This is a genomic window from Salinicola sp. MH3R3-1 (assembly GCF_001937155.1).
Taxonomy (GTDB): domain Bacteria; phylum Pseudomonadota; class Gammaproteobacteria; order Pseudomonadales; family Halomonadaceae; genus Salinicola; species Salinicola halophyticus.
The window spans coordinates 115,823-128,419 of record NZ_MSDP01000005.1; the positions used below are offsets into that span (position 1 = coordinate 115,823).

At 61.5% G+C, this 12,597-nt stretch carries 11 protein-coding genes; 6 read left to right on the forward strand and 5 right to left on the reverse strand.

Annotated elements, in window-relative coordinates:
* Positions 1–5: 5 nt before the first annotated feature.
* The 4 genes from prfA to BTW08_RS04005 all read left to right on the forward strand — a co-directional run bounded on the left by prfA (position 6) and on the right by BTW08_RS04005 (position 3,467).
* Positions 6–1,091 (forward strand): peptide chain release factor 1, encoded by a 1,086-nt coding sequence (gene prfA, locus BTW08_RS03990; RefSeq protein ID WP_075561230.1) that lies wholly within the window; start codon positions 6–8, stop codon positions 1,089–1,091.
* Entirely contained in the window at positions 1,091–1,924 is an 834-nt protein-coding gene (prmC, locus tag BTW08_RS03995; RefSeq protein WP_075561231.1) for a peptide chain release factor N(5)-glutamine methyltransferase, read from the forward strand. The genes prfA and prmC overlap by 1 nt, the downstream gene beginning before the upstream one ends.
* A 244-nt stretch (positions 1,925–2,168) precedes the next feature.
* Entirely contained in the window at positions 2,169–2,669 is a 501-nt protein-coding gene (locus tag BTW08_RS04000) for an Lrp/AsnC ligand binding domain-containing protein (protein ID WP_075561232.1), read from the forward strand.
* Positions 2,670–2,720: 51 nt separating this feature from the next.
* Entirely contained in the window at positions 2,721–3,467 is a 747-nt protein-coding gene (locus BTW08_RS04005; RefSeq protein WP_075561233.1) for a HesA/MoeB/ThiF family protein, read from the forward strand.
* Positions 3,468–4,602: 1,135 nt separating this feature from the next.
* Here BTW08_RS04005 and BTW08_RS04010 read toward each other — a convergent pair.
* Together BTW08_RS04010 and BTW08_RS04015 are read right to left on the reverse strand one after the other, a co-directional pair.
* Positions 4,603–5,151: a glycine zipper 2TM domain-containing protein gene (locus BTW08_RS04010; RefSeq protein WP_075561234.1), complete on the reverse strand. Its 549-nt coding sequence runs from the start codon at positions 5,149–5,151 to the stop codon at positions 4,603–4,605.
* A 468-nt stretch (positions 5,152–5,619) separates the two neighbouring features.
* Entirely contained in the window at positions 5,620–6,879 is a 1,260-nt protein-coding gene (locus tag BTW08_RS04015) for a 6-phosphofructokinase (protein ID WP_075561322.1), read from the reverse strand.
* Positions 6,880–7,319: 440 nt separating this feature from the next.
* On the opposite strand from BTW08_RS04015, the gene mpl reads away from it, so the two are divergent.
* Together mpl and BTW08_RS04025 are read left to right on the forward strand one after the other, a co-directional pair.
* Entirely contained in the window at positions 7,320–8,693 is a 1,374-nt protein-coding gene (gene mpl, locus BTW08_RS04020; protein ID WP_075561235.1) for a UDP-N-acetylmuramate:L-alanyl-gamma-D-glutamyl-meso-diaminopimelate ligase, read from the forward strand.
* Entirely contained in the window at positions 8,677–9,342 is a 666-nt protein-coding gene (locus BTW08_RS04025; protein ID WP_083627671.1) for a flavin prenyltransferase UbiX, read from the forward strand. The genes mpl and BTW08_RS04025 overlap by 17 nt, the downstream gene beginning before the upstream one ends.
* Before the next feature lie 60 nt (positions 9,343–9,402).
* Here the strand turns inward: BTW08_RS04025 and BTW08_RS04030 are convergent, their stop codons facing one another.
* The 3 genes from BTW08_RS04030 to BTW08_RS04040 are packed head-to-tail and all read right to left on the reverse strand — an operon-like array spanning position 9,403 to position 12,550.
* Complete coding sequence (locus tag BTW08_RS04030) at positions 9,403–10,809, reverse strand: bifunctional DedA family/phosphatase PAP2 family protein (RefSeq protein WP_075561236.1); 1,407 nt, start codon at positions 10,807–10,809, stop codon at positions 9,403–9,405.
* Complete coding sequence (locus tag BTW08_RS04035; protein ID WP_075561237.1) at positions 10,806–11,729, reverse strand: diguanylate cyclase; 924 nt, start codon at positions 11,727–11,729, stop codon at positions 10,806–10,808. Before BTW08_RS04035 ends, BTW08_RS04030 begins: the two co-directional genes overlap by 4 nt.
* Complete coding sequence (locus tag BTW08_RS04040) at positions 11,720–12,550, reverse strand: hypothetical protein (protein WP_139313571.1); 831 nt, start codon at positions 12,548–12,550, stop codon at positions 11,720–11,722. Before BTW08_RS04040 ends, BTW08_RS04035 begins: the two co-directional genes overlap by 10 nt.
* Between the last annotated feature and the right edge of the window lie 47 nt (positions 12,551–12,597).

A 12,597-nucleotide genomic window follows, 5' to 3' on the forward strand; every position in this document is an offset into this window, starting at 1 on the left:
TGGGCATGAAAGCGTCTTTACGCGAACGACTCGATGCCTTTCAGGAACGTTTCGAGGAGCTATCGGCGCTACTCTCCGAACCCGAGGTGATCACTGACCAGCCGCGCTTTCGCGATTATTCCCGCGAGTATGCCGAGCTCGAGCCGCTGGTCGCCGCCTGGCTCGATTATCGGCGCACCGAGGGCGATATCGAGGCGGCCGACCAGATGCGCCAGGACAGCGACCCGGACATGCGCGAGCTGGCCGAGGAGGAGTGGCGCGCTTCCCGGGCGCAGCTCGAAGAGCTCGAGGAAGAGGTCAAGCGGCTGCTGGTGCCGAAAGATCCGGATGACAACAACAACGTCTTCCTGGAAGTCCGCGCAGGGACCGGCGGTGACGAAGCCGCGCTGTTCGCCGGCGATCTGTTTCGGATGTACTCGCGCTATGCCGAAAAGAAAGGCTGGGGCGTGGAAGTGGTCAGCGCCAGTCACGGCGAGCAGGGCGGTTACAAGGAGATCATCGCTCGGGTCAAGGGTGATAACGTCTACGCCGCCTTGAAGTTCGAGTCTGGCGCTCACCGCGTGCAGCGGGTGCCGGCGACGGAGTCCCAGGGCCGCATTCACACCTCGGCTTGCACGGTCGCGGTGATGCCGGAAGCGAGCGAAGTCGGCGATGTCGATGTCAATAGCAACGATCTGCGAATCGATACGTTCCGTTCCAGCGGCGCAGGGGGCCAGCACGTAAACACAACGGATTCCGCCATCCGCATCACCCACCTGCCGACCGGGCTGGTGGTGGAGTGCCAGGAAGAGCGTAGTCAGCACAAGAACCGGGCCAAGGCGATGTCGCTGCTGGCGGCGAGATTGAAGCAGGCCGCCGTCGACACGCAGCGCCAGCATCAGGCCGATACGCGGCGTTCGCTGGTGGGGTCGGGCGATCGCAGCGAGCGAATCCGAACCTACAATTTTCCTCAGGGGCGTCTTACCGACCACCGTATCAACCTGACGCTCTACAAACTCGTCGAGATCGTCGCCGGCGATCTCGACGAGGTCATTCGGCCGCTTGTCAACGAATACCAGGCCGATCAGCTGGCGGCGCTGCAGGGCGAGTGATGACGATAGACGATGCCTTGCGTGAGGCGACGGCGCGATTGAGTGCATCGCCGACACCGCGACTAGATGCCGAAGTGCTGTTGGCCCATCTCTGCGAGCGCAGCCGGACCTGGCTCTACACCTGGGGCGATCGTGCCCTGACGGACGATCAGACCGCTCGCTTCGACGCGCTGCTCGAGCGGCGTGGCGAAGGATGTCCGGTGGCCTACTTGACCGGTTCACGCGAATTCTGGGGGCTGGACATTCAGACGTCGCCGGCGACGCTGATCCCGCGCCCCGATACTGAGCGTCTCGTCGAAGTGGCGCTGGAGTCGGCCGCGGCGGCGAACGGCGAGCTGCTCGATCTCGGCACCGGCACGGGGGCGGTGGCACTGGCCTTCGCCAGCGAGCGTCCCGGCTGGCAGGTGACCGGGGTCGACCGGGCCGCTGACGCCGTCAGCCTGGCTCAGTCGAACGCCGAGAGACTGGCGATAGCCAACGTGCGCTGGCTGGAGAGCGACTGGTTCTCCGCGTTGTCCGGGCAACGTTTCGATATCATCGTCGCCAACCCGCCTTACATTGCTGCCGACGATCCCCACCTGACGCGCGACGATGTCCGCTTCGAGCCACGCTCGGCACTGGTGGCCGAAGCCGCCGGCCTTTCCGATCTCGCATGGCTGGCCCGGCACGCCTCCGCCTACCTGAAGCCGGAAGGCTGGCTGTGGATGGAACATGGCCACACGCAGGCCGAGACGGTGCGTAACACGCTGATGCATTTTGGCTTTCTAGGCGTCGTTTCGCGACAGGATCTGGCGGGGCACGAGCGAATAACGGGTGGGCAGGGGCCTCGCTGATGGCGGCGATGCCGTCCCGCTTTCTGTCATGTCGCGCGATTGGCGTTGAACGCTTAGCGTTGAACGATAGTTGCCAGGCCAGTTAGTGAGTCGTAGCCGCTCTGTGATAGTAATAATCCCGCTGCGAGCGACGGGTCGATGAGTGTCTGCTCGTTGATCCTTGCGCCACGCGTTCGGATGGCCCTCGTTCGGCCTCGTGCCATTCACGGAGCGCTTCTATTCACCGGCTGGAACAATTACACCAATGAAAGCCAAGTCTCGATCACTCGATCGAATCGATCTCAACATCCTGCGCTGTCTGCAGGATAACGCCCGTATATCCTACGTGGATCTGGCTTCGCAGGTGGGTCTGTCGACAACGCCTTGCCTGGAGCGGGTCAAACGTCTGGAACGGGCAGGTATCATCCGCGGTTACAAGGCCGTGCTCGACCCGCAGGCCCTGCGCGCCAATCTGCTGGTGTTCGTCGAGATCAGTTTGAACACGCAGTCACCGTCGGTCTTCGATGAGTTCCGCAGGGCGGTCGCCACGTTGCCGCAAATTCAGGAATGCCACCTGGTGTCGGGTCAGTTCGACTATATCCTCAAATGTCGTATTCCCGAGATGTCGGCGTACCGTCAGCTGCTGGGAGACGTGGTGCTGACGTTGCCGGGGGTCAAGGAATCCAAGAGTTACGTCGTGATGGAAGAGGTCAAGGAGGAGTTGGCGTTGCCGATCCCTGATCTCGATCCGGAAGACGCTCGATAACGCCCAGGAGCGAGCGCCGATGACGGCCGTTCCTGCGCTTCAGGAAGGTTCATGAACGACGAAGCACTGCTGCGCTACAGCCGCCATATCATGCTCGAAGAGATCGACATCGCCGGTCAGGAGCGTCTGCTGGCCGCCCGCGTGCTGATTGTCGGTGCCGGTGGCCTGGGGTCGCCGGTGGCGCTCTATCTGGCTGGCGCGGGAGTCGGATGTCTGTCCATTGCCGATGACGATGTCGTCGAGCTGTCGAATCTGCAGCGTCAGATCGCGCACACGGAGGCCTCGCTGGGCCAATCCAAGGCGAGATCGGCTGCTGCCACCGCCGGCGGTCTCAATGCCGGTTGCGAGATTCGTCCGTTGGAGACCCGTCTCGTCGGCGATGCCTTGCTGGCGGAGGTCGATGCTGCGGATGTAGTGCTGGACTGTACCGACCGATTCTCCAGTCGCTTCGCGATCAATCGGGCCTGCGTCGATACTCGCACGCCACTGGTCAGCGGCGCTGCCATTCGTTTTTCGGGTCAGCTCGCGGTATTCGATCCGCGTCAGCCGGCATCCCCCTGTTATGCGTGCCTTTATGGCGAGCACGGAGATGACGACGCGCTGACCTGTGCCGAAAGCGGGGTGGTCTCGCCGCTGGTGGGCGTGATCGGCAGCTTTCAGGCGCTGGAGGCGATGAAGCTGATCAGCGGGGCCGGCCAGCCCCATCGCGGTCTCTCGACCTTCGATGCCTTGACCGGGCAGTGGCGCCATTTTGCGCTTTCGAGAGATCCCGAATGCTCCGTATGCCGTCGTCATTAGGCGATCGTGTCTCCTCAGGGGTTGTCATGATCGAAAGCCCGATCCCTTGGCGGTGAACTCGAGTCGGTAGTTCGGTTTCATCCAGTATTACTAAAGTATGTGAAAATTCGACTTCCGCATTATCCCCAAAGACTGATAATTTAGTAGCCAGAGCAGGAAATTGGACCGGTTTTCTACCAGATATTGATTTTCGCTATGCAATTTTAAGCTGATTGAGCGAAGCGGACATCAGAAGTTTCAAGCGTAGACCTCGCAGCATTGCGCTTGAGACACGACGAATCGGATGAGAGCGCGCCAACGAAGCGTACTTTTAGCCACACAGGTTCATGGTCGCGATTCGCGATCTTTTGGCCCGGCATACTTCACCTTCAGAGCGGTAAAGTATGCCGGGCGTTTTTTTGAAAGACTTGCCAGTTGACAGTCACAGGCCGTTAGACGCCTATCCTGCTATTCCTGAACTTCTCTAAAGATCTCTCTCGACCCTCATTTTAATGAGGAAGGCCCTATCGGCCATTGTTTCTTTGACGACGATTTTCTGAAGTTATTGCCGCTAATTTAGTCTAGGTTAAGTATTCATGGGTAGAAAGCACGCAACATTGTTAAAACGCGTAACATGCTAAGTATTATTAGTTTTGTGCTGACATGGATGCCCCGCCCTCCAAATTCGTGACGATCCTCGGACTGACAATGAAATTGACCGCACGAGACTTTCGGCCCACCCCGTATCAGAAGAAAAGCGAGCCCAACACGGGAACGCTTTCTCAGCGTGCCAAGGCCATTGGCATGCCCGTGGGGACATTGAAAACGCGGATCAAAAAACTGATGGATAGTGGTATCGAACGAGAGCGCGCCATCGAAATTGCGCTGAGTCGGCCCGTTGGCCCTCAAGGGCGACCCCGCAAGCCTACCCATCGCTAGCGTCTATTTTGTCTCGCCGTCCCGGTATTCGTGAGAGGAGAGCTTCGTTTTCCTGGCGGATAACCCGGGTCTTAGATATTCGAGTCGGTATTCAAGCCGATGTTCGAGTCGGTATTCGAGCCGGTGTTCGAGAGGGGGGCGGTGGGTCGTTTGATAGCCCGCGACCCCTAATCAGTGATGAAGGGGTCGCGGAAAAGTCGGCAGGGGCGTCCAACGCTTAAGAAGACTGAGCGTCCCCGTCCCACTGCGGTTTGCCGTCGCGCATCAACACGCGGTCGCTACCGGGTTTGTCGTCCAGCTTGGCTTCGTGCACCTCACCATCGTAGCGGTATCGAACGTCGTAGCCGACGGTCTCATCCTTGCTGTCGTTGACCGTGCTGCAGCGCTTCTCGGTAGTCTGATAGGTATCGCCTTGCTGCATCCGTTCCTGGACCTGATTGCCGGCGACGCCGCCGCCGACAGCGCCTGCCGCCGTCATGATCTTCTTGCCGCTGCCACCGCCAAACTGATTGCCAACCACGCCGCCGACGATGGCGCCGATGGCGGTGCCGGCAATACGATGGTCATCTTCCACCGGGCGCTGATGGGTAACGGTAACGTTCTTGCAGACCTCGCGAGGGGAGTCGGTGGTCTGCACGATCGGGTCGACGCTGACGATATCCGCGTAGCGTGGTCCCTCTTCGGAAGACTGATAGGAACCCACCGCCACACCGCCGGCGATGCCCAGCGCGGCAATGATGCCGCCAATCATGATCGGTTTGTTCATGGTCCTGCTCCTTTTCCGTCCGCATCGATTTCGTGAGTGCGTGCCAGTTCTCGCGAGAGGCTGGCGCCGAAATCTGGCGGTTCGTGAGAATTTTTCTGGTCCAAGACAAGGCTCATCATGCCGCAGCCGACGGTCGATCTTTCGCGATTGACTCAGCCACCGCGACGCTCGTCTCCAGACGCGCCGCTCGTCTCCAGATACATGAAGTATAATCCGTAAAATTCTGTTAATCGCTCGGGAATCGCGTTCTTGAACGCTGTTTCCATATTGAAAAAGTCGTGTATCCAGATAGCGACACACCGTCTATGGGGCGGTTAATGATATGTCTGAATGGCGTGGAACGAGAGGCGGAGACAAGGCGCGAAGACAGGAGGCAACGACAAGAGGTCAAGACAAGAGACAAAGACAAGAAGCGAGCAGCATCTCGACGGTGGGCGCGGTCGAATCCCGCGCCCTGTATCGGAGGGGTTACAGCGTGAATTCGGCCAGCTTGCGTTCGACCCTGGCCTTTTTCAGTTTGGCGACCATGGGCAGGCCATTTTCGAACGGTGGGAAGTCTTCGCCCACGATCAGTGGCGCGAGGTAACGCCGGCCCGCTTCGCTGATGTAGAGGCCGTCTTCACTGATGTAATCCCTGGGCATGAATTTTTCATGATTGGCGATCTCCGCCAGCGGCGCCGGCTCGATCTTCCAGGTGTAAGGCGATTCCGACACTCGCTTGATGGCCGGCATCATCGAATTCTGGCCGCTCAGTGCCAATTCCACTGCAGCTTCACCGACCGCGTAGGCCTGGTCGACGTCGGTCTTGGAGGCGATGTGGCGCGCGGCGCGCTGCAGGTAGTCTGCCACTGCCCAGTGGTATTTGTGGCCCAGATCTTCCTTGACCATCGATGCCAGCGCGGGGGCGACACCGCCGAGCTGCTTGTGGCCGAAGGCATCGACGCTGCCGCCATCGGCAAGAAAGGTGCCGTCGGCATACTGGGCGCCTTCGGAGACCACGATCACACAGAAGCCGTGACGCTTGACGGCCTCGTCGATGCGCGCCATGACGATTTTCCGGTCGAAGGCGATCTCCGGAAAGATGATCACGTGTGGTGCCTCATCAGAAGAGGCACCGGATAGCGCGCCGGCAGCCGCGATCCAGCCTGCATGGCGTCCCATCACCTCGAGGATGAATACCTTGGTGGACGTGGCGCACATCGACTCGATGTCGAGTGCCGCCTCTCGCGTCGAGGTCGCGACGTACTTGGCAACGCTGCCGAAACCCGGCGAGTTATCGGTGATCGGAAGATCGTTGTCGACGGTCTTGGGCACATGGATAGCCGTTAACGGATAGCCCATCGTCTCCGACAGTTGCGAGACCTTGAGGCAGGTGTCCGCGCTATCGCCGCCGCCGTTGTAGAAGAAATAGCGGATGTCGTGCGCCTTGAAGACTTCGATCAGCCGCTCGTATTCGGCGCGGTTGTCTTCGATCGACTTCAGCTTGTAGCGGCAGGAGCCGAAAGCGCCGCCGGGTGTATGGCGCAGGGCGGAGACGGTTTCATCGCTCTCCTGATTGGTATCGATCAGGTCTTCCAGCAAAGCACCGATGATACCGTTATGCCCGGCGTAGAGATGGCCGATGCGGTCTGCATGACGGCGGCAGGCCTCGATCACGCCACAGGCGCTGGCGTTGATGACGGCAGTGACGCCACCGGACTGTGCGTAGAACGCATTGTGCTTGGCCATGTCGGCTTTCATCTCCTGATGTTCGGATTGCTGAGCTCGCGTTTTCGATCCCGCCATGCGCAGCGAAAGAGCGCGAGTCGGATGCGCGCTCAGCATAGCCGAAAGGCGTATGCCTGTTAATACGATAGCCGTGCCGCCACCACGGTCATTTTTCTGCGACTAGAAGATGAGTGACCGACTGATTCCTGTTCTCGATCGTCCGTGCGGCCGCCAGTCATGAGCCGGTTGGGAGGGCGGGCTCAGAACGCCTTCGAAGGCGGGTAGCCGGGGCCAACGTCCATGAACTGGCCATGGCAGGAGCTCGACATGAGCCTGAAATAGGCGCCGGTAGCCCGGTTCAGGAGGCCGTGCTAGGCTCGCCGGTTCATATGGGGAGTGACGGAGAGCGTAGTGAAGAGAGTGGTGGAGAGAGTCGTGGAGAGAGTTGAGAGAGTAGTGGCATGCACGTTCACGTAGTGGGGGTCTGTGGAACCTTCATGGGCAGTCTGGCGCGACTGGCAAAGGCATTGGGGTATCGAGTCACCGGTTCGGATGCCAATGTCTACCCTCCGATGAGTGTTCAGCTCGAGGAGATCGGTATCGAGCTGATGGAAGGCTATCGCGCCGAAAACCTCACCCCGGCTCCCGACCTGGTCATCGTCGGTAACGCGCTCTCGCGAGGTAATCCGGAAATCGAGGCGCTGCTCGATGCCAGGCTTCCCTACCTTTCGGGTCCGCAATGGCTGACGGAGCATGTGCTGGCCGGTCGCAAGGTGCTGGCCGTGGCGGGCACCCATGGCAAGACGACAACGGCAAGCATGCTGGCCTGGATACTCGAAACCGCAGGGCTGAAGCCCGGTTTCCTGATCGGGGGGGTGCTGGGCAACTTCGGCTTATCTTCGCGTCTTGCGGCGCCTGGCGCGCCTTTCGTGGTGGAGGCGGACGAGTACGACACTGCGTTTTTCGACAAACGCTCGAAGTTCGTTCACTACCGCCCGGATGTCGCCGTACTCAACAACCTCGAGTTCGATCACGCGGATATCTTTCCCGATCTGGCCGCTATCGAACGCCAGTTCCATCATTTCGTGCGGACCGTGCCCGGTAACGGCGGGCTGGTGGTCGCCGACGGCGAGCCGGCGCTGGAACGCGTGTTGGCAATGGGCTGCTGGACGCCGGTCGAGCGTTTCGGGGAACGTCCCGACAGTGATTGGCAACTGCTGCTCGATCCTGACGATAGCCGAGCCTTCACGGTTTCGCACCGCGGCGAGCGCCATTCGGTGCGTTGGGGGCTGAGCGGCCGGCACAACGCTGCCAACGGGGTGGCGGCGCTGGCGGCGGCCAATCAGGCGGGAGTGTCGCTGGCCGACGGCTGCCGGGCGTTGACGACGTTCACGGCGCCCAAGCGGCGTCAGGAAGTGCGTGGTGACGTGGCTGGGATCCAGGTGCTGGATGATTTCGCCCATCATCCGACCGCGATTGCACTGACTCTCGAAGGGCTCCACCGGGATCGGCATGGCGGGCGGTTGCTGGCCGTGATCGAGCCGCGCTCCAACACCATGCGCCAGGGCGCCATGAAAACGCGGCTGGCCGACAGCGTGGTAGCGGCCGAGCGCGTCTGGTGGTATCAGCCCGCGGGGCTCGACTGGTCGCTGGCCGAGGTGGTGGCCGCCCATGCTGCCAGCCGCGTCGAGAGCGATCTCGAGATGATGGTGGGTGAGATCGTCGACGCGGCGCTGCCGGGTGACCGCATCGTGGTGATGTCCAACGGCGGATTCGGCGGTATCCACGACAAGCTGCTGCACGCTCTGGAGGTCCGCCATGGCGGTACACACTGAGGTTCCACACACTGAGATTTCATCCCGAGCGCCCTATTTTAAGCCCTATGCCGCGCCGATCGCCGTCGCGATCACCGGCGCTTCCGGCGTGCAGTACGGGCTGCGGTTGATCGAGTGCCTGGTCGCTGCCGGGCACGAAGTCTACGTGATGATCTCGAAGGCGGCCCACCGCGTGATCGCGGTCGAAACCGACATCGAGCTCCCGGCTCAGCCGGATCGGCTGGCGCAGGATCTGACGGCGCGGTTCGGGGCGGGCGAGGAACAGATTCGCTGTTTCGGACGGGAAGACTGGATGGCCCCGGTGGCCTCCGGTTCCGGTAACTGGCAGGCGCTGGTGATCTGCCCGTGCTCGACCGGCACGCTCTCCGCCGTGGCCTGCGGCGCCAGCAACAACCTGATCGAGCGCGCCGCGGATGTCGCGCTCAAGGAGCGTCGACAGCTGATCCTGGTCCCCCGGGAGACACCGCTCTCGGCGGTGCATCTCGACAACATGCTCAAGCTCACGCACATGGGCGCCGTCATGCTACCCGCCGCACCGGGGTTTTATCATCGGCCGGACAGCGTCGAGGCGATGATCGATTTCATCGTCGCCCGTATTCTCAACCAGCTGGGCATTGCTCAGACCCTGATGCCCCGCTGGGGGGATTAAGCCGTCTCCGCGTAGAACGGCAGTCGTGTCCGCATGGACGGCAGTCATGGATAGCGGCAATCAGACGGGGCCAAAGAACACCACGCGCCCGGTTTCCAGTGCCAGCGAGGCGATGCATAGCCAGATCCAGGGCGGCATGTCCCGGCCGGGCTGCTGGAAGTGCTGATAGCTGATGCGAGTCAGCGCGCAGACCGTGAGTCCGAGCAGAGCGCCGCCGACCAGGTCGCTGGCCCAATGCACGCCGATGACCAGCCGGGATAGCGCCATCGGTACGCAGGTGAGGATTCCCAGCCAGTAGGCGTAGCCGCGATAACGTTGCGGCATGACCTGGGCGGCAAAAGCCGCCGTCAACCCAATCACGACGACGATCGTCGATGTGTGAGCGCTGGGGTAAGACATCGAACCGGTCAGGTAGTCCGGTGTGTCTGGCCGTGCCCGGCCGGCGAGATCCTTGAATACCGTATTGCTGACCGCGATGAGACCCAAGGCACCTGCGATATGCAGTAGTCCAGCGAAACGTCTGGCGTAAAGCAACCACAGTAGCCAGGGCGCCATCAGTACGCTGATCCCCAGAGCGTCACCGATCTCGGCCAGCGTTTCGCTGGTCCCGACCAGCCAGCTGCGCTGCAGCAGCTTGGCGAGGGAGTGGATCTGTTGATCCATCGGCAGCGGCCCGTTGTGGGCCAGTACCCACGCCGTCCAGGCGACCAGGGCGATCAGGCTCGTCAGTAGCAGCGACAGTGACGCCAGGGGGAACTCGTTGGCGGGCGCTGGCGAGCAGAGCGATTTCCATCCTCTGGTCAGCGCAGGGCTTCGAGCCATGCGTTCTTCCAGCCAACGGTGCAAGCGACCGTCGCCGCTGAGCTGGTAGCGAATAGTCGAGAACAGCAGCGCCAGCGCCAGTACCGCCAGCGACAGCGTTAGCAGCCAGCGTTCGGCGCCGGGAGGCAGGTGCATCAGTTTTTCCCACGATCGCCCCAGCAGATAGCCGGGCAGCAGATAAACCGGGGCCCAGGCCAGGGCGGAGACGATATTGACCAGCACGAAGCGCTTCGTCGGCATCGACAACATCCCCGCGATCATCGGAATGAACGGACGCACGGGGCCCACGAAACGGCCGATGATCACCGAGAGAATGCCATATCGCTGGAAGAAATCGTTGCCCCGGTCCAGCCATCCGGGATGCTGTTTCAACGGCCACCAGTGGGGTATCCGGCTGCGTTGCGTACGGCCCAGCCAGAAGCTGAGGTTGTCACCGATGAAAGCGCCGACGATACCGGCGATCAGCACCAGCCAGAGCGGGACATCGTCGTGACCGGCGATCGAGGCCGCAGCACCCAGCAGTACGACACCGGGAACCACGATGCCGACGACGGCCAGCGATTCGATCAGCGCCACGACCAGGATGATGATGAGTAGCAGCCCCGGCGGCGGGGCGAGAGAGTAGAGCCAATGGGTGATATTCAAGCTTGAGGTTCCAGCAATTTGTTGGCGGCGGCTTCGAGGCGTTGCATAAAGCGTTCGGCGCTTTCATCGGTCTGCAATGTACACACTCGGCTGTAGCTTTCCAAAGACCCGATCTCGGGATGAGTGACGGCGGTGACCGCGTTCGAGAGCCTTTTGGCAGCGGCGATGGCGCCGGGTTCCGCGGCGTTGGGCAATACCAGCCAGAAAACGTTGGCGCGATACTCGCCGAGAAGATCGCTCTGGCGGCTGTTGTTGGAGACCACGTCGCTGAAACTCGCCGAGAGAATTTCGCGCAAGTGGCCGCCGAACTGATCGCTGGCCTGATCCAGCTGCGGGATATACACGACCAGCACGCTCAGCGGCCGGTCGAGAGCGGCTGCCCTGGCGACTTCGATTTTCAGGTTTTCCCGAATGCAGCTGCCGGAAAGTCGCCTGTCGCGGCGCCACGGCGTCAAGGTGAAAGGTGACGTCTTCGCCGAGTGATCGAGAAGGAGCGTCAAGGTGGCGGCGGCGAGGGTCAGCCACCAGCCTAGCGCCAGATTGAAAAGCGTCATGTACGCGTCGCCGAGCACAACTAGCAGGGCCGGCACGACTGCCAGCGACAGTATCAGCGCGGTTAAGGGAGGCAGCAGCAGGAAGCCTAGGGCGACCGAAAGCCCCAGCCACAGCATCGGCGTTGCGCTGCCCGGTGCCTCTACGGCGCACAGGATCAGACCGCCGGCCAGCAACAGACGGTCGGCCACGGCCGCGCCGAGATGGCCCAGACACTGCAAGGGGATCGCTACCAGCAGCGCGATCGCGAGTAGCGTGGGCGGCAGGATCAGATCGTAGTGGCGCATCAGGTGCTCCCACAGCGCCAAACCAACGAGCAGCCCCAGAATGAGCAGCTGTGCGACCAGCTTGTAGCGACTCAATGCCACGACTGCATCTCCGAAACCGGTGTCGACGGTTTGCTATGGTAGCGGGTGAAGCGGTCGCCGATTTCCGCCAGCGGGGTCGAGGAGATTTCCCGTTGCGGGGCGATGGCGTATCTCAGCTGCTGTCGGCGAAGACTGGCTGCTTCGGCATTGGGCGCAATCAGAATTACCGCGACGCCGTAGTCGTTGAGGCGATAGGCGCGTTCGTAGGGCGCGAGCTGCTGGCGCAGACAGCGACAGAGCTGTTCCATGTCGGCGGTCGTCGACCGGGCGCAGCCATAGAGGGCGACTTCGCTATGCAGTATCTCTCGCTCGGATCGCTTCAGTTCGATCTGGATGTCGGCGTCGAGCTGGGCGGGGGGAAGCAGCCATTCCGGTGTCGTGGGGGGCGTCGCCGTCGAATGCCTTTGCCGCTCCAGGCACAGAAGCCACACGATCGCCAACGAGACGCTGACGACGATGGCGGTCGGCAGCGGCAGCGCCCAGCCGATGTCGGCCACGACCAGCACGTAGGCCGCCACGTTCAGGGCCATTCCGATTCGCCCGGTCATTCGGGACAGGCATAAAGGCAGCAACCACAGCCATAAACTGGCTTCGGTATGGCGCGTCGCGAGCAGGAGACCACATAGCAGGATGACGGCGACCGGAAACCAGCGCGAGAGACGCGGAGATGAGAAGCGGATCAGGAAGAGTGCAAAGATGGCTCCGCTGAGCCAGGCGATCATCCTGACGGTGTCTTCGGCCAGCCAGCCCGTGAGCAGGGCAAGCAGCAAGGTGAACGCCAGAAGAGTTTGAAGGCCGGGGCTTTTGTACTTGCTTTGCATGGTGGCTTATATTGGACCGATTGCGAATGACAGGCGCGGTTATTCAT

Excerpts from the sequence above, each read along its gene's own strand:
- prfA (WP_075561230.1), top strand. The coding sequence starts at position 6 with ATGAAAGCGTCTTTACGCGAACGACTCGATGCCTTTCAGGAACGTTTC.
- prmC (WP_075561231.1), top strand. The coding sequence starts at position 1,091 with ATGACGATAGACGATGCCTTGCGTGAGGCGACGGCGCGATTGAGTGCA.
- BTW08_RS04000 (WP_075561232.1), top strand. The coding sequence starts at position 2,169 with ATGAAAGCCAAGTCTCGATCACTCGATCGAATCGATCTCAACATCCTG.
- BTW08_RS04005 (WP_075561233.1), top strand. The coding sequence starts at position 2,721 with ATGAACGACGAAGCACTGCTGCGCTACAGCCGCCATATCATGCTCGAA.
- BTW08_RS04010 (WP_075561234.1), bottom strand. The coding sequence starts at position 5,151 with ATGAACAAACCGATCATGATTGGCGGCATCATTGCCGCGCTGGGCATC.
- BTW08_RS04015 (WP_075561322.1), bottom strand. The coding sequence starts at position 6,879 with ATGGCCAAGCACAATGCGTTCTACGCACAGTCCGGTGGCGTCACTGCC.
- mpl (WP_075561235.1), top strand. The coding sequence starts at position 7,320 with ATGCACGTTCACGTAGTGGGGGTCTGTGGAACCTTCATGGGCAGTCTG.
- BTW08_RS04025 (WP_083627671.1), top strand. The coding sequence starts at position 8,677 with ATGGCGGTACACACTGAGGTTCCACACACTGAGATTTCATCCCGAGCG.
- BTW08_RS04040 (WP_139313571.1), bottom strand. The coding sequence starts at position 12,550 with ATGCAAAGCAAGTACAAAAGCCCCGGCCTTCAAACTCTTCTGGCGTTC.